Below are 16380 nucleotides of genomic sequence, written 5' to 3' on the forward strand. Positions count from 1 at the left end.
CTCCACAATCCGTCGCTTCGGGTTCGCGACCATGGAAGAGACCCCCTAAAGCTCCATCGGGCGGCGCAGGAGCTTGATTTGAAAGAGGCTCAGGAGGAAGATCAGGGCGGCCAGCATATACGAGAGCGCCGCCCCATAGCCGAAATCCAGGAAATTGAAGGCCTCGTTGTACATATAGGTCAGGAGGGTTTCGGTCCGATGCATCGGCGCCCCGCCGGTCATCAGGTAAACCGGCAGGAAGACGTTGAACCCTCCGATGACCAGCATCACCAAGACGAAGATCACTGTTGGGCGCATCATCGGCAAGGTAACGTATCGGAACCGCCCCCAGCGGCCGGCCCCGTCGAGGGCTGCCGCCTCATATAGCTCGAGGGGGATGTCCTGCAAGGCGGCCAGAAAGATCACCATGGACCAGCCGATCCCCTTCCAGATACCCAGGGTCATAATGGCGATCAGGGCGGTCTCCGGGTTCTGCAGCCATGGGATGTAACGATCCGCCAGGTGAAGAACATCGACCAGGAGGTAGTTGATCAAGCCACCCTGGCTATGAAAAAGGAACTTGAAGAGCAGAGCTGCCACCACCCACGAGGTGATCACCGGCAGGTAATAAAGGGTTCGGAACAGCACCCGCCCCCTCGGGATGGCATGTAACGCCAGGGCAACCAGCATGGCCAGGATCATCTGTCCGGGCACAGTGACGGCGGTGTAGAGCACCGTGTTCCGCATGGAGAGCCAGAAGATCGGGTCGCGAAGGGCGCGGAGGTAATTGGCGGCTCCCACAAACCGGCTGTCCTGCCCCGGCATAATGGACCATTCGTACAGGCTGATCCGAAGCGCCTGGATCAGCGGGTAGAGATAAAAGATGAGGAAGAGCGCCACGCCCGGGAGCATGAACAGATAAGCTGCCCGAAGTCGCTGCGCGTGAAGGGATCCTCGATTCCGCACCGCTCCCTCCTCCTGGGGGCCGGGCCGGGCCCGGCCCCCAGGCGTGGTCGTCGGGGTTATTGTTGCTTGAGCAGGGCGTCGATCTTCGGGGCCAGCTCATCGAGGGCTTCCTTGGCCCCCTTCTCCCCGCGCAGGATGGCCTGGCCGGTGCTGGTGAGCAAATCTTCAATCTTCGGCCAATTGGGGTGAGGTAGCCGCGCCCGTGCGGTCTTGAGCTGCTCGAAGAAGAGCGCGAAGTAAGGTTGCGCTTGGACAGCCTGTTCGGCGACGTCGATGCGCACCGGAACCTGGCCCACCCGGGCCATCATGAGCTGGGCTTCGGGGCTGAGCATGAACCGGATGAACTCCAGGGCGGCCTCTTTGTTCCGGCTCTGCTTAAACAGCACGATGTCCTCGCCCCCGACCACGGAGATCGAGCCGCCCTTCCCGGCCGGCATCAGCGCCCACTGGATCTGCTTCTGGGGATACTGGGCGGCAAAGATCGCCGGCATCCATGGTCCCTCCAACAGGTTGGCGATCTCATCGCGCGCAAATCCGCCCGCTGTGTCCACACCCCCACCGAGGATGCCGGGGTGGAGGTAGCCCTTGTCCAACATCCCCTTGAGGAACTCATAAGCGGCCACCGTGTCCGGCCCGTTCACATACCCACTGGCGGTCTTCATCTCAGGGTCCGTCAGGTCGCCGCCGAAGCTCCAGATCCATGGGAGCACCGCCCAACCATAGGTGCCGCCATCGGCAAAGCAGTACTTGTCCTTCCCCAGGGCTTTGATCCGCTCACAGACCTTCAGGAACTCATCGATCGTCTTGGGGGGTTCGGCGATCCCGGCGGCCGCATACATCTCCTTATTCCACATCAGAAGCCGGGTGTTGGTGTCCAGCGGCAGGCCGTAGTAGTGGCCCTGCCAGAAGTTGGTCGACAAGGGGCCGGGGAACACCTTCTCCTTGTAAGCGTTGAAGTCTGGCATGATCACGTCCAGGGCCTCCAGAGCTCCCATAGCCGCCAGCTCCGGCACCCAGATGATGTCGGAGCGGATCACGTCCGGGGCGGTCCCGCCGGCGATACTGGTCAGGAGCTTCCGACGGAATTCATCGTATGGGACCTGCTGGGCCTCGACCCGGATGTTGGGGAACTTCTGGTGGAAGGCAGGGAGGACTTGCTCGTTGAAGACCTTCGTCTCCTCCGGATTGTAGGCGTGCCAGAAGGTGATGGTCACCGGACCTGGCGGAGTGGGCGTCGGGGTCACCACCCGCTCCACCACCACCGGAGTGGGGCTCGGGCCCGGGGTTGGGGCGGCTGCTGGCGCGCACGCTGCGGCCAGGAGCGCCATCAACATCCAGCCGATTCCGATCCGAAACATAGAAGCTTTCAGTTGGCACATGGCGGCCTCCTTTTAGAGCTGGTGCGGATCCTTCCGGCTCAAGCCGTCGGGCGGAGCGCGGAGCGCGTCAACCCCTCACCCCCCGAACGGTCAGGGCTTCAGGCCCCGCCTTCCTACCCGAAGGCCAATGGACGCACAATGGATTTGTGACCTCCCCATCGGGCATTCTTATTTCGCTCAAGTAAGAAAGTGGGGCCAAAAAAACGCATCAAGCGGGTATGGGGACCCAATCCTGCTGGGTTCGTCGGTGGACGGGCGACTTGAACAACTCCCCCAACACCACACAGGCCGCGCCCCGCGCCCAGGTTTCGTCCCCCGCTGGCTCGAGGACGACCTGCAATTCGTCCGCCAAGCCGTCGAAGGCGTGGGCCCGCAGGGCCTCCCGCATGGGCCCGAAGCGCCACTCCCCGGCCCGCACTCCCTCCCCGCCCACGATGACCAGTTGGGGGTTCAGGAGGTTGACCAGGATCGCGATCCCCATCCCCAGCCAGCGGCCCGAATCGGCCAGCAGCTTCCGCGCCAGTTCATCCCCCGCCTCGGCCGCAGCGACCACCGCCTCCAACGTCAGGGGATCCGCCTCGGCCAGCCGCGTCGGCTCCCCCCGGGCGATGGCCGCCCGCGCCGCGCGCAGAACGGCCGGATCGGCGGCCAGGGCCTCCAGGCATCCCCGCTTGCCGCAATCGCACAAGGGGCCGTCCTCGATCAGCGTGATATGCCCCAGCTCCCCCGCGCCCCCTAGGGCTCCCCGATAGAACTGGCCGTTGACGACGATGCCGGCGCCGATACCCCGCCCGACCGTGACCACCACGAAATGCTCCACATCGCGCCCGTAACCGAACCATTGCTCCGCGATCGTCAGGGTGTTGACGTCGTTCTCCAGATAGACCGGGATCCCGAAGTGGGCGGCAATCGGTTCGGCGATCTGGACGTTCCGCCAGCCGAAGAAGGGGGAATACCGACAGATCCCGCTCTCTCCATCCACAACCCCCGCCATCCCGATCCCGATGCCCAGCACCCGCGAGCGCTCCACCCCGGACTCGGCGATGGTAGCCTCCACCGCCCGGACGATCGCCCGAAGCACCTGGGTCAGGCGGGCCGACCTCAGGGGGGTCACCCGATGATGGAGGACCTTGGCGTCCAGGTCGGTCAACGCGCTGGCGATGGCGTCCTTCATCAGCTTGACGCCGACCACGAAGCCGGCCTGGGGATTGAGACGGAGGAGGATCGGCCGCCGGCCACCGCTGGATTCCCCGGTTCCGACTTCACGGATCAACCCCGCGGCGATCAGCTCGCCCGTGATCTCCGAGACCGCGGCCAGACTCAGGCCCGAAAGCCGCGCGATGTCCGTGCGCGAGAGCGGACCCCGGCTCTGGATGAGGTTCAGAACCAGGTTGCGGTTGATGGCCTTAATCAGATCCCGACTGCCCTTCGGGGGACGGCCCACCCGGTCGCCTCTTTCTTAGTTTTGTGAAAAAAGTATATGTGACAACCCCGAATTTGTCAAGGGGGCCTGAGGTGGAGCTTGCGCAAGGCCCTCGGGGGAAAGATCCCTTGGGCGAGGGCCATTTGACAGCGCCTGAACGGGAGACAACGCCCTACCCATAAAACGCCGAGTGGATGCGCCGGACGGCCTCCTCCGCCTCGCTCTCCGCCACCACGAGGGAGAGGTTGTACTCCGAGGACCCCTGGGCGATGGAGAGGACGTTGATGCGGCCGTTCCCCAGGGCGTTGAAGACGCGGGCGGCGATCCCCGGTGTCGCCCGCAACCCCGCCCCGACCACCGCGACAACCGCCACCCGATCCATCGCCCAGATGTCCTCGATGTCCCGCCGGGCCATCTCCCGTTCGAAGGCTTTCCGCAACGCCCCCACCACCCGCGCAGCCGCCGCGGCGGGGATCACGAAGCAGATGTTCTGCTCCGAGGAGGATTGCGAGATCATCAGGACGCTCACCCCCAGCTCGGCGACCGTCGCGAAGGTCCGGGCGGCCACCCCGGGCACCCCCAGCATCCCCCGGCCCTCCACCGTGATCAGGCTCAGGTTCTTGATCAGCGTCACCGCCTTCACCTGGCCGTTCCCTTGGGGCTCCGGGACGATCCAGGTGCCCGGGTGCTGGGGGTTCATCGTGTTGAGGATCCGCACGGGGATGCGCCGGTCGATGCACGGAAGCAGGGTGCGCGGATGGAGCACTTTCGCCCCGAAGTAGGCCATCTCCGCCGCTTCGATGTAAGAAAGCTCAGGGATCGTGCGGGCGTTGGGGACGATCTTGGGGTCGGCGCTCATCACGCCGTCCACATCCGTCCAGATCCACACCGCCTCGGCGTCCAGGGCGTAGCCCAGGAGGGTGGCGGAGAAATCCGAGCCGCCCCGCCCCAGGGTGGTGGGCCGGCCCTCCGGGGTGACGCCGATGAACCCCGTCACCACCGGGAGGATCCCTCCCTCTAAGAGCGGCAGCAACACCGCCCGCGCCCGGGCCCGGGTCTGCTCCAAATCCGGGGAAGCCTCCCCGAACCGATCGTCGGTGATCAGGAAGGTGTCCGCATCCACGGCCTGGGATGGGATCCCCAGGGCCCGCAGGGCCGCGGCCAGGATGCGGGCGCTCCAGCGCTCCCCCATCCCGGCCACTAAATCCGCCGTGGCTGGGGAAAGCTCCCCCAGCGCGGCCACCGCCCGGAGGATGGTCCCCACCCGCTCGAACCCACCCGCCAGCTCCGCCTGCAGGGCCCACGCCTCCCCTTCCGACAACCCGAGGGCCTGGACCGTGCGCATATGCCGGTCCCGGAGCGCCGTCAACGCCGCGCGCCAATCCGGCTCCCCACAGGCCGCTCTCTGGCTCATCCGGATGAGGGCATCCGTCACCCCCGCCATCGCCGAGACCACCACCACGAGCTGGGGGTCCGCCGCGCGGTGCTGGGCGATCAGCCCGGCCACCCACTGGAACCGCTCTGCATCGCCCACCGAGGTCCCTCCGAACTTCATCACCCGCATCGCTGCCTCCGCCGTCTCGGGATAAAAAGCGACCCCCCGGCCGTCTCTGGCCGGGGGGTCGTGGCATTCTGGAATCGATGCGCTGTGGGACCTGTATCAGACAACAAACCGGACATCCCCCCGGCCGCTCCTCCAACCGGTGGTCATCGTCCCGGTCATCATCATCGCCATCGAGGGGATGTCCCGGAACACCCGTTCAAAGGCCATGCGACCGCTCACCGAAACCCGGATGGTGTTGCCCCATATTTTATCGAGATCCCCCAATCTGTCAACTGGAGGAGCGCCGACGCCGATAGGCCATGGCGCTTCGCGCCCGGCGTCCGCCCGCGCGGACGCAAAACCCCAATCGGCGAAGGCCGATCGCACACTACCCAATGAACACGACATGGATTACCATAGAGAGTGGCATCCTACACCAGAGGGGATCTTCCATGGCACGGGAGCCGGTGAAGCTCGCGATCATCGGGGGCAGCGGTCTTTATCAGATGGAAGCCCTGCAAGATGTGGAGGAGGTGCGGATCTCCACCCCCTTCGGGGATCCCAGCGACGCCATCATCATCGGCACGCTGGAGGGCCGGCGGGTCGCTTTCCTCCCCCGCCATGGCCGCGGCCATCGGATCGCCCCCAGCGAGATCAACAGCCGCGCCAACATCTACGCCCTTAAGACCTTGGGGGTCGAGCGGATCGTCGCCGTCAGCGCCTGCGGCAGCCTGCGGGAGGAGTTCGCCCCCGGCCACGTGGTCGTCCCGGACCAGCTGATCGACGCGACCAAAGGCAAACGCCCCTACACCTTCTTCGGCAACGGCCTGGTGGTCCACATCTCGATGGCGGACCCCTTCTGCCCCCATCTCAGCGAATACGTCTACCAGGCGGTGAAAGCCGTGGGGGGCACGGTGCACAAGGGGGGCACGTTCATCACCATCGAGGGGCCGCGTTTCTCCACGAAGGCGGAAAGCCGGGTGTGGCGGCAGTGGGGGGCGGATATCATCGGCATGACCGCCGTGCCGGAGGCCCAGCTGGCGCGGGAGGCGGAGATCTGCTACGCGGCCATGGCCCACGTGACGGATTATGATGTGTGGCACGAAAGCGAGGAGCCGGTGACCGCGGAGATGGTGATCCAGCGCCTGGCTGCGAACGTGGCCCTGGCCAAGGAGGCGATCCGCGTCCTGGCCCGGATCCTCCCCGACGAGCGGCCATGCGCCTGCGGGAGCGCCCTCCAACACGCCTTCGCCACCGACCTCTCGTTGGTCCCCGAGTCGATCCGGCGCGATCTGGCCCCCATTTTGGGGAAATACCTCCCGCCGGCGTGAGGCTTTAGAGGACCTCCTCCCCTTCCCTCACGGGGGAAACGAAGCGGGCCGGGCGGTGTGCCGCCCGGCCCGCAAAATGTTCATCAGCGGATCTCCCGCACCAGCCGCTCGTAGGGGATATCCTCGGAAATTAATCCCTTCCCCTTCGCCCAGGCGATCACATCGGCGAACTGTTCCCGGGTGGGGATGGCGCGCTCCGGATAGGGGGGGAGCCGATAGGTTCCCACCAGCGGCTGGGGCACCAATTGCTTCTCCGGGAGGAGCCCAGCGTATTTATCCGGGTTGGCGTTGATCGCCGCCACCGCGCGGTCCCACGCCTGCAGGAAGCGCCGCACGGCCTCCGGGTTCCGCTCCACCACCTCCGCCCGGAAGCTGAGCACGCTCAGGGAGATCGACTGGACCTCCCGATCGTCCGCCACCACCTTGGCCCCCTGCTGGATCGCCAGGGTCGCGAAGGGGTCCGGGAGGGTGGCCGCCTTCACCCGCCCCTCGGCCAGCGCCTGCAGCCGATCGGGGATGCGGGGGATGTTCACCGTCCGATATTCCCCGGGCTTCAGCCCCGCCCGCTCCAGGATCCGATCCGTCATATACTCGATGACCGTCCCTTGGGAGATCGCGATCTCCACCCCCTTCAAGTCCTGCGGGCGGCTGATGTTCGCATCCTTGTTGGCCAGGATGAAATACTGAGGCGCCTGAGGATACCCCTGCCGCGCGATGCGGACCACATAGATCTGGGCCTTCTCCTTGTTGTAGAAGAGCGTGGAGACCGTGTCGTTGACCATCGCATCGATGCGCCCGGCCTGCATCAGCTGGTCCCGCTCCGCCGCGGAAGCCGCGGGCACGATCTCCACTTCCAGGCCGGCCTGCGTGAAGTAGCCCTCAGCTTGGGCGACATACACCGGCAGGACATCGAGGATCGGCAGGGCGCCGAAGCGGACTCGGAGCGGGCCCGCCCCCGAGGAGGGCTGGCACCCGATCGCCCCTACGCCGAACCCGATCATCCATGCGAGCCAGATGAAGATCCGCCGTCCCATTGGCTTCCTCCCTTCTTCGAAGGATGTTCCCAAGTTTACCAGAAATCCCTCGCTTTGTGAAGAATGTCTCAAAGACGCCCGCCCCCAAGGCCCCCTCCCATAGCTTCGAAATGGCAGCGCTGCGCGCTTTGACAATTTTCCAAAACCCGCCTATACTGGATCTGGACACGCAGATCGGGAGGTTCCCCTTGCGTGTAATTCCTTTCATCCGAGAGCCGATTTCAAACGGCACGCAGCCGGCGGGCTGACGTGCCGTTTTGTTTTTCTGTAGCTATTCAGCCCGTCCCATCTCGTTCGGAGCTCTCGTGAGGAGGCAGAAGGGCCCCCAAAGCCCTCAGGAGGAAACCGTCGATATCCGTACTGGCATTGGGTGAGAACGGCTGAATCGTTGCGGTTTTCCTAGGCCCGTAAAACCTCAGATCAGGAGGTCTAAGCGTGGACTCGGCGCTGATCAGCAAGATCGAGAAGGCCCGGCGCTACGCCGAGGAGCGGGATCGCTTCCGCTTCATCTCCTTCGCCGTCACCGTCCGCGGCGAGAACGACACCCATCACGTCCGTTACCACGAGGGGAACTGGACCTGCGATTGCGACTTCTTCCGCTATCGCGGGACCTGCGCGCACACGATGGCCTTGGAACGGGTCCTGGAAGGGATGCTGTAAACGCGCAGCCCGCTTATCTTCAACGAACTCCGGGAGGCGTCCGGAGCGGGATCTTCCTGGAGGTGCGGTCTTGCCTTCGAGGAGACCCTTACGTTATGTGGCATAGGGGCAGGCCCAAGGCCTGCCCCTATGGGATCCGCTCCGATGAGCGCTTTAGATAAACCTCCGACGGCCGCTTCGGGGGCGAGCTCCCGATGGCAGACGTTACGGGAGGCCATCGTGCTGGGAGCCACCCTGGCCAGCATCTGGGTGCTTCACCGCCCGGCCCTTGCCCCCCTCCGGATCGTCCCCCCGCCAACCCCGGCGCCCACGCCCACTGCCACCCCGATGCAGGAGAGGCTTTCCAGGATCTTCTGGCGCTGCTGCGAGCGCACCCCGATCGGCTGGGACAGCCGCGGGCGCTGATCCTGACCGAGGAGCTGCTGCGCCTTCCGGGAGGAGATGGGGGCCTTGCGGCGGGAGACGGAGCGGGTGGATCGGCTAACGACGCGGAGGGGGGAGCCCAATGGGCAGCTGAGGAGGCTTCGCGGACCGATGGATGAAGAGCGCTATCACACCCGCCTCCGTCGATACATTTCGTGGCCGATCCCCAAGCGCTCTCCCCAAGGAGCGGGCGGTGCCTCTTCGGGACGCCGAGCGGGCAGGCCGGCCGTCCCGGGAGGAGTGGAGAACCCCTTGCCCTCCGCGAGTGCGCTCCCGGGCTCCCGGAGGCAGCGGCTTCCAGGCCCCACGGAAATCCAGCAGGCCTCGCCCGCCGCCTCCCTTCACGTGGCTATCCCTGCTTTCCCCAGCAGCTGGAGGGCCCTCCCGGAGCGCTTCGCGGCACACCTGAGGGAATGCCCTGCCCGCCCAGTCGGCTATGAAGCATGCAAGGCCGCCAGCATATCCTCGATCAAATGCTCGTCGGTGAACGTCCCCTTCTCCAGCACCGCGTAGGCCTGTTGGCGGAGGCGGGCCCGCTCCTCCGGGGCCAGGCTCCGGGCGGTGATCACCAAAACCGGGATGCGGCGCAGGGCCTCATCGGCCTTCAAGGCTTCCAGCACGGCGAAGCCGTCCATCCCCGGCATCATGAGATCCAGGAGGATCACGTCCGGCGGTTGGGCCCGGATCCGCTCCAACGCCTCGTCGCCCCGGTAAACCTCCTCCACGTAGAAGGTCCCCCGCGCTTGGAGGATGCGGCGGATCAAGCGGACCGCGTCGGGGTCGTCGTCGACGATCAGCACCCGCCGGCTGCGGGGGTCGAGCTGATCGAGGGCGGCCAGGAACCCCTCGGAGGGAGCCGGCGGGGCCTCCACGGCATACACCCACCCCTCCCCCAGGGCGAACTTCTCCACCGGGAAGGTATGGCCCGAGGCGTTGATCACCACCGTCTCGTCCGGCCGGATGCGCCCGGCGGCGATCAGCTTGAAGGCCCCCGCGAAGGCGGCCGCCGCCGCGGGCTCCATCGAGAGGCCCTCCATCTTGGCCAGCAGATGCATCGCCCGATAGGTCTCCTCGTCGCTGACGGTTTCCATAGCCCCCTCGGTCTCCGCAACGATGCGGCGCAGCACGGGGTAGGCCGGGCCGGGGTCCCCGGTCGCCAACGTCGCGATCCGGGTGCGGGGGGTTTGAACCACCTGGGCCCGCTCCAGCCCCTGGCGGAAGGACGCCACGATGGGCGCGCAGCCCTCCGCCTGGATCACCCCGATGCGGGGGATGCGATCCACCAGCCCCATGGCCTTCAGCTCTTGGAACCCCTTCCAAACCCCGATGGGGCCCATCCCCCCGCTCACCGCCTGGATGTACCAATCCGGCGCGCTCCACCCCAACTGCTCCGCGATCTCAAACGCCAAGGTCTTCATGCTCTCCCGGGCGGCCAGGCTCCGGATCCCGCGGTCCAGGAACAACCCCCGCCGCTCCGCGAACTGCGCCGCCACCTGCTTGGTCTGGTCATACGTCCCCGTCACCTTGATGACCTCCGCCCCGTACAGGGCCACCTCGCGCATCTTGTCCGAAGGGGCGGAGCTCACCAGGAACGCCCACAATTGGATGCCGGCCCGGGCGCAGTAGGCGGCGTAGGAGATCGCCACGTTCCCGGTGGAGGCCACCACCATCTCCCGCAGGTTCGCCTCCCGCGCCACGGAGATGGCCAGGGAGGCCTGGCGGTCCTTGAACGACCCGGTGGGGTTCTGGCGCTCATCCTTCACATAGAGGCGGGGGCGGCCCAGCATCAGGCCCAAGTTCTCGGCGCGCAGCAGCGGGGTCCCCCCCTCATCCATCGTGACGATGTGGAGGTCCTCCCGCACCGGGAGCAACTCCCGGTAGCGCCACATGGTGAACGGCCGCTTCGGGAGCATCTGCTCCCAGCGGCGGCGGACCGTCGGGAGATCATAAACCATGTCCAGCCAGTCGCCGCCGCAGCGCGGGCAGCGGATCTCAAAACGGAGGTAAGGCCATCGGTGGCCACAGGACGGGCAATGCAACCACATGCAAGAGCTCCCGCCAGGAAATCGCTGCCTGCCCCCGCAACCACCCGCCGGCCAACTTACTCAAGGCCCAGGACCCGGCGGATCTGCAGGTCGAAGGGCGGATACAGGATCCCTTTCTCGGTGATGATGCCGGTGATGTATCGGGCGGGCGTCACGTCGAAGGCCGGGTTGGCCGCCCGGGCCCCGCGGGGGGCGATCGGGACCCCTTCGATCTCCAGGACCTCCCGCTCGTCCCGCTCCTCGATGGGGATGGCGTCGCCGTTCGGCGTGTTCGGGTCGATGGTGGAGGTGGGCGCCACGACGTAGAACGGGACCCCATGCTCTTTGGCGAGGACGGCCAGGGTGTAGGTGCCGACCTTGTTGGCCACGTCGCCGTTGGCGGCGATGCGGTCGGCCCCCACCAAGACGATGTTCACCCTCCCCCGGCGCATGTAATAGCCGGCGGCGCCATCGGCGATCACGGTGAAGGGGATGCCGAGCTGGAGGAGCTCCCACGCGGTCAGGCGGGCGCCCTGCAACCGGGGCCGCGTCTCATCGACCAGCACGTGGACGCGCTTCCCCTGCTCGTGGGCGGTGCGGATCACCCCCAACGCCGTGCCGTAGTCCACGGTGGCCAGGGCGCCGGTGTTGCAGTGGTGCAGGATGGTATCGCCGTCCCGGATCAGGGCCGCCCCCAACCGGCCCATCCGGCGGTTGGTCTCCACGTCCTCCTCCGCGATCCGGATCGCCTCGTCCACCAGGGCGTCCCGCAGGGCCTGGAGGTCCTCCAGGTTCTCGTCGGCCGCCCGTCGGAGCATCCGATCGACCGCCCAGAAGAGGTTCACCGCCGTGGGCCGGGAGGCCTTGAGCAGCGCCGCGGCCGCCTCCAGATCCCGCCACAAACCGCTCCGGTCCGACGCCTGGCTCCGCAGGGCCGCCAGGGCCATCCCGAACGCCGCGGCCGCCCCGATCGCCGGGGCCCCCCGGACGGCCATTGTGCGGATGGCCTCGGCGACGGCCTGAGGCGTGTCGCACTCCAGGATCACTACCTCGTGGGGCAGGCGGCGCTGGTCGATCAGCCGCAGCACGCCGTTGTGCCACTCCACGCTGCGCATTCGATCGCCTCCGCGTCAGGAGATCTGTGTTGATTTTACTTGAACCACGTGGGTTTTATGCGATGAAAGGCGCCGGGGTCGCCCCAACGCGCGGGGATGATCCTGCGAGAGGGAATTTCGGTGGAGAATGCCTGTAGGGGCGCCCACCAGGGGCGCCCCTACATCTACGTTTACGTTCCGTCCGTGAGGCCGAGCGCACTGGGATTTAACACTCACTATACCCGCAATTGTAACAGGTGCGGCACCCCTCCTGCTCCAGGAGGGCGGCCTCGCCGCACTGGGGGCAGAGGTCCCCCACCGGGCCGAGCCGCGCGGCCTCCTCCTCGCCTTCCGGCTGGGCCTCCCACAACGGGAGGGCCGGCTGGGCCGCGGCCGGCAGCGCCGGGGCCACCTCCAGCCCCCGCTCCGCGAGATACTCCGCCAGGACCCGGGCGACCCCGTCGGGGAGGCTCCGCACCCGCTCCGGCCCGAAGCCCAGGGCCCGCCCCCCGCCGATGCCGTGCAGTTGATCCACCACCTGGCGGAGCCGCTCGGCCGGCGGCACCGGCGAGGGCAGCCGCAGAAGCAGCGAGATCAGCCGCCCGATGGCCTCGGCCACCGCCGCGATGTCCGACCCTGCCTTCCCCACGTTCAGGAACACCTCGAAGGGCTGGCCCTCCCCGTTCTCGTTCAGGGTGATGAACGCCGTCCCGACCGGCGTGGCGATCCGATAGGTAACCCCGGTCAGCTTCTGGGGCCGGGGGCGGACCGTCGGGCCCACCGGCTGGGGCAACGTCGGCTGCGCCGGCATCATGGCTGTTTCCTCCTTCCGCCTCTCTTTCTTCTCCTTGGTCTCCAGCGTCTCCAATACTTCTTTTTGGCGGGACCCCGCCACGTAGACGGTCAGCCCCTTGCAGCCCAGCTTCCAGGCCAGAAGGTACGCCCGCTCGACGTCCTCCACGGTCGCCGTCTCCGGGAAGTTGATGGTCTTGGAGATGCTGTTGTCGACGAAGGCCTGGATGCTGGCCTGCATCCAGACGTGCTCCTCGGGGGTCAGATCTTGCGCGACCACGAAGGTGTGGCGGATCCACTCGGGCAGCTCCTGGATGTGCTGGCAGGTGCCCTTGCGCAGGACCTCCTCGATGACCCGGGCCCGCGCCGCCTCATCGAGGCCGGCCTCCTGGAGGGCGCGCATGAAGAGGGGGCTGACGTAGCGCAGCTCCAGCCGGCCCTCCGCCTCGTGGACGTAGCGGATGTAGGCGAGGGCGAAGACCGGCTCGCAGCCGTAGCCCTCGCACCCGGCGACGGTGGAGATGGTGTTGTGGCTCACAAAGCCATTCGCCACATAGGCGTGCGTGCCCGGAACTGAGAGATCGTAAGTTTCCCGCCAGCCGCCGTCCTCGATCGCCACGATCTCATCATAGAAGATCGGATTTTCCACGGCCTCGATCAGGCCCGTCAAATCCGCTTCCAGAAGCTCCTGCCGATGGGCTCGAACGAAGGCGGTTATCGCCCCCCGATTGCTTGTCCCATGCTGTCGCCATGCTCGGACTCGCATCCGTTCCTTCTCACCATTGGCGATCGAAAGGAGCAACCCCGACTCCCGTTCACCTAACGGTATCGTATCCCGGAGCGCAGGGCGACGGACATGGCCATTTGGATTCGGAACGCGCACACGCTGGAGGAGCGGCAGCTGTCGGAGCAGCTGGGATGTGGCCTCCGCGTGGGCTGTCCACAGGCGATAGAGAGGCGCCCGGGATAAACCCGTGGCTTGAACATCCGAGGTGGTGAGGATGCCCAAGGCGAGCAGCATCGTTTTGATTTGCTCGTGGAACTCCTGACAGGTCGTGCTCCAGGCGATCAGGTGATCCCTTTGAATCATCCCATCTGCGTCCAGCAAGCCCGCGAGGAAGGCAGCATAAATCTGGGGGTTGTTCGTCTGAAGGATTTTGATCGGAACGTGGGGTCGATAGCCCTTGCCCTGATGGTTGGGCTGCGGCGCCAGCTTGTTGAACTGATTCTTCCTCCAGAACTCCACAAGGCTTTTGGAATGGATCTCCACGCTCCAGAGATGCTTACTTCGAGGATCACGCAGGACGCGAGGTTCCACCCCAAAAACCCGCCGAATGTGTCGGATCAGCGCTTCCTTTAACTCGGGCTCCGAAACGCTGAATCGCAACGAGCGCTGTTTCAGGTTGCCGTCGCCCATAAAGAAACCTACCAGATATGCCAGCTCGGGGGTGACCTTCCTCGGGAGCTGGATCTCCCTGCGTCGCGGATCGTCGCCGACCGAAACGTCGAGCTCCACCTCCTGCGGCGCTCCGATCATGCCCGCCATCAGCGGAACCCACATGCCCGGCTGCAACTCGTCCAGGCGTCGCCACACCCAGCTCCCGTTCTCCCAGACCCGGATGCGATGTCCATCCGTGCCCTGAAGCACATACCCTCGTCGGGTGATGACCCGTAAGGTGTGGGCGACGCCGTTCACGTAAAACTGGGTGGCACGCCGCGGCCCGCCCTCGGAGGCAACCATCCAATCCACATCCTGCCATTGGGGTCCCCGTGGATCTCCCAGCGCCTCGATCGGCAACAACCCTCGATCGGTCACGATCATCGTTCCGGCCACCAGACATCCGGTGGGCGCCACCGTCAGCTGCGCGGCGTTGCGGATCCCGTACCGGCGGATCCCCTCCACGATGGCGCCCCAGTCCAGGGGCGGCCGGCCCCAGTCGCGGGTGTAGGGCTTCAGCGGCCGCGGCGGCTCCCACTTCAGGTCCTCGGGGTCGTAGATGCTCCCTTGGATGGCCGGGAAGGGCCCGCGCTCCTTGGCGAGCTCGATGCTGGTCCGCATGGCGTGGTAGCGGATGAACTCGGTGACCTGGGCGGCGAATTCCTGCCCCTCCTCCGAGCCGTAACGGATCCGCAGGTGATACATGAGGTCCGCCAGCCCCATAAAGCCCAGGCCGATCCGCCGGGTCCGGTGGGCGGCCTCCCGGAGCTGCGGGACGGCGGGCACGTACTGGTTGGCCTGCACCACGTCGTCGAGGAAACGGGTGGCCCACTCCACCGTCTCCCGCAGCTTCTCCCAATCCACCTCCGCCCGGCCGTTCACGTATTTCACGTGGCGCGCCAGGTTCACCGATCCCAGACAGCAGTTCTCGTAAGGCCCCAGCCACTGCTCACCGCACGGGTTGGTGGCTTCCAGCGTGTAAAGGTGAGGGACCGGGTTCGAGCGGTTGGCGGTGTCCAGGAAGAGGACGCCGGGCTCGCCGTTATGGTGGGCCTGGGTCGCGATCTTGCGGAAGAGCTCCCGCGCCCGCACCCGCTTGTAGACCTTGATGGGGATGCCGGCCCGCTCGGCATCTTCCAAGGTCCCCCGGAAGCTCCGGTACGCCGGGTGCAGCACGTCGGGGAAGCGCAGCTCCCACTCCTCGTCGTTCTCCACCGCCCGCATGAAGGCGTCGGTGATGCCCACCGAGATGTTGAAGTTGGTGATGGCGTTCTCGTCGGTCTTGCAGGTGATGAACTCCTCGACGTCCGGGTGGTCCACCCGCAGCACGGCCATGTTGGCGCCCCGCCGGGAGCCGCCCTGGGCGATCTCGCCGAAGGCCCGATCGTAAACCCGCAGGAAGCCCACGGGGCCGGTGGCGCGGCCCATCGAGGAGACGACGACCGCGTTCTTCGGGCGCAGGCGGGAGAACGAGAAGCCGTTCCCGCCGCCGGTCTGCTGGATCAGGGCCGCGTCCCGCAGCGTCTGGAAGATGCCGCCCGGGATCTTGCCCATGTCATCTTCCAAGGGAAGGACGAAACACGCCGCCAGCTGCCCCAGCGGGGTCCCCGCCCCCGTGAAGGTCGGGGAGTTGGGGAGGAACCGGAGGGCGGTGAGCATCCGGTAGAAACGCTCCTCCCACAACGCCGGATCCCCGCCCAGCTCCTTCTCGGCCTCGGCGACGGCCCGGGCGACCCGGCGGAACATCTGGGGGATGGTCTCGGCGGGCTTCCCGTCGGGCCCCTTGCGCAGGTACCGGCGCTCCAGGACGACGCGGGCGTTCTCGGTCAGCGGGATCTCATCCTCCGGGTTGGCCTCGTCCACGCGGATCTCCCAGCGGGTCGTCGTCATGGTTCCCTCCTCGATGTGGATGGGATCAGCGGGGCCGGGGGCCTCCGATCCCCAGCCCGGTAGGTAGCGTGTGGTTCACCCGAATTCGGGACGCCGACAATGCGCTGTTGCGAACGCGTGCGGTGGATTCGATGTGGACCGGACGGGAGGTTTCGTCGACAGCCCTCGTGCGGGGCAAGCCCCCCTCCTTTCCCCTGGCCCTCGGCGTTTCGAATTCCCTGCAAGGGTTTGCCAACAACCCCCAACTCATGGGGACGAGCTTTCGATTCGTGGAATTCCTGTGGGGGTGGGCCGCTTACGCGGCCTACCTCCATAGGACGTTTCATCGTCCCAACAAAGCAACACGGTCACATCCTGCAGGAAGCAGGCCTTGGGCCTGGCCCGATAGGGCGCCTATTGTAGGG

The 16380-nt window shown here is 66.4% G+C and carries 11 protein-coding genes; 3 read left to right on the plus strand and 8 right to left on the minus strand.

The window, feature by feature from the left end:
- Nucleotides 1-45 precede the first annotated feature (45 nt).
- The 4 genes from ACFMO5_RS13000 to ACFMO5_RS13015 all read right to left on the minus strand — a co-directional run bounded on the left by ACFMO5_RS13000 (nucleotide 46) and on the right by ACFMO5_RS13015 (nucleotide 5311).
- Nucleotides 46-945, minus strand: coding sequence for a carbohydrate ABC transporter permease (locus tag ACFMO5_RS13000; protein WP_376793178.1), 900 nt, complete (start codon nucleotides 943-945; stop codon nucleotides 46-48).
- A gap of 56 nt (nucleotides 946-1001) precedes the next feature.
- Nucleotides 1002-2324: an extracellular solute-binding protein gene (locus ACFMO5_RS13005; protein ID WP_376793179.1), complete on the minus strand. Its 1323-nt coding sequence runs from the start codon at nucleotides 2322-2324 to the stop codon at nucleotides 1002-1004.
- Nucleotides 2325-2532: 208 nt separating this feature from the next.
- On the minus strand, nucleotides 2533-3768 hold the full coding sequence (locus tag ACFMO5_RS13010) for an ROK family protein (RefSeq protein WP_376793180.1): 1236 nt from the start codon (nucleotides 3766-3768) through the stop codon (nucleotides 2533-2535).
- A 151-nt stretch (nucleotides 3769-3919) separates the two neighbouring features.
- Nucleotides 3920-5311 carry an aspartate kinase gene (locus ACFMO5_RS13015; RefSeq protein ID WP_376793181.1) on the minus strand — a complete coding sequence of 464 codons (1392 nt, stop codon included), beginning with the start codon at nucleotides 5309-5311 and terminating at the stop codon, nucleotides 3920-3922.
- Nucleotides 5312-5742: 431 nt separating this feature from the next.
- Here ACFMO5_RS13015 and mtnP point away from each other — a divergent pair, with 431 nt between their 5' ends.
- Complete coding sequence (gene mtnP / locus ACFMO5_RS13020; RefSeq protein ID WP_376793182.1) at nucleotides 5743-6621, plus strand: S-methyl-5'-thioadenosine phosphorylase; 879 nt, start codon at nucleotides 5743-5745, stop codon at nucleotides 6619-6621.
- Between the two features lie 83 nt (nucleotides 6622-6704).
- Here mtnP and ACFMO5_RS13025 read toward each other — a convergent pair whose 3' ends face one another.
- Nucleotides 6705-7655 carry an ABC transporter substrate-binding protein gene (locus tag ACFMO5_RS13025; protein WP_376793183.1) on the minus strand — a complete coding sequence of 317 codons (951 nt, stop codon included), beginning with the start codon at nucleotides 7653-7655 and terminating at the stop codon, nucleotides 6705-6707.
- 435 nt (nucleotides 7656-8090) lie between these two features.
- Here ACFMO5_RS13025 and ACFMO5_RS13030 point away from each other — a divergent pair, with 435 nt between their 5' ends.
- Together ACFMO5_RS13030 and ACFMO5_RS13035 are read left to right on the plus strand one after the other, a co-directional pair.
- Complete coding sequence (locus ACFMO5_RS13030) at nucleotides 8091-8315, plus strand: SWIM zinc finger family protein (RefSeq protein ID WP_376793184.1); 225 nt, start codon at nucleotides 8091-8093, stop codon at nucleotides 8313-8315.
- 144 nt (nucleotides 8316-8459) lie between these two features.
- The gene (locus ACFMO5_RS13035; protein WP_376793185.1) at nucleotides 8460-8720 is read left to right on the plus strand and encodes a hypothetical protein; all 261 of its coding nucleotides are present in this window, start codon (nucleotides 8460-8462) and stop codon (nucleotides 8718-8720) included.
- A gap of 452 nt (nucleotides 8721-9172) precedes the next feature.
- On the opposite strand, the gene thrC is transcribed toward ACFMO5_RS13035, so the two are convergent.
- From thrC to ACFMO5_RS13050, 3 genes are all read right to left on the minus strand, one after another.
- A complete protein-coding gene (thrC, locus tag ACFMO5_RS13040) occupies nucleotides 9173-10783 on the minus strand; it encodes a threonine synthase (RefSeq protein WP_376793186.1) in 1611 nt (536 codons plus the stop codon).
- A 56-nt stretch (nucleotides 10784-10839) separates the two neighbouring features.
- Nucleotides 10840-11877, minus strand: a complete 1038-nt coding sequence (gene mtnA, locus ACFMO5_RS13045) for an S-methyl-5-thioribose-1-phosphate isomerase (RefSeq protein ID WP_376793187.1) — start codon at nucleotides 11875-11877, stop codon at nucleotides 10840-10842.
- A 205-nt stretch (nucleotides 11878-12082) separates the two neighbouring features.
- Complete coding sequence (locus tag ACFMO5_RS13050; RefSeq protein ID WP_376793188.1) at nucleotides 12083-15976, minus strand: adenosylcobalamin-dependent ribonucleoside-diphosphate reductase; 3894 nt, start codon at nucleotides 15974-15976, stop codon at nucleotides 12083-12085.
- Between the last annotated feature and the right edge of the window lie 404 nt (nucleotides 15977-16380).

This window comes from Thermoflexus sp., assembly GCF_042408365.1.
Classification (GTDB): Bacteria; Chloroflexota; Anaerolineae; order Thermoflexales; family Thermoflexaceae; genus Thermoflexus.

Excerpts from the sequence above, each read along its gene's own strand:
- mtnA (WP_376793187.1), bottom strand. The coding sequence starts at position 11,877 with ATGCGCAGCGTGGAGTGGCACAACGGCGTGCTGCGGCTGATCGACCAG.
- ACFMO5_RS13005 (WP_376793179.1), bottom strand. The coding sequence starts at position 2,324 with ATGTGCCAACTGAAAGCTTCTATGTTTCGGATCGGAATCGGCTGGATG.
- ACFMO5_RS13015 (WP_376793181.1), bottom strand. The coding sequence starts at position 5,311 with ATGCGGGTGATGAAGTTCGGAGGGACCTCGGTGGGCGATGCAGAGCGG.
- mtnP (WP_376793182.1), top strand. The coding sequence starts at position 5,743 with ATGGCACGGGAGCCGGTGAAGCTCGCGATCATCGGGGGCAGCGGTCTT.
- ACFMO5_RS13025 (WP_376793183.1), bottom strand. The coding sequence starts at position 7,655 with ATGGGACGGCGGATCTTCATCTGGCTCGCATGGATGATCGGGTTCGGC.
- ACFMO5_RS13035 (WP_376793185.1), top strand. The coding sequence starts at position 8,460 with ATGAGCGCTTTAGATAAACCTCCGACGGCCGCTTCGGGGGCGAGCTCC.
- thrC (WP_376793186.1), bottom strand. The coding sequence starts at position 10,783 with ATGTGGTTGCATTGCCCGTCCTGTGGCCACCGATGGCCTTACCTCCGT.
- ACFMO5_RS13050 (WP_376793188.1), bottom strand. The coding sequence starts at position 15,976 with ATGACGACGACCCGCTGGGAGATCCGCGTGGACGAGGCCAACCCGGAG.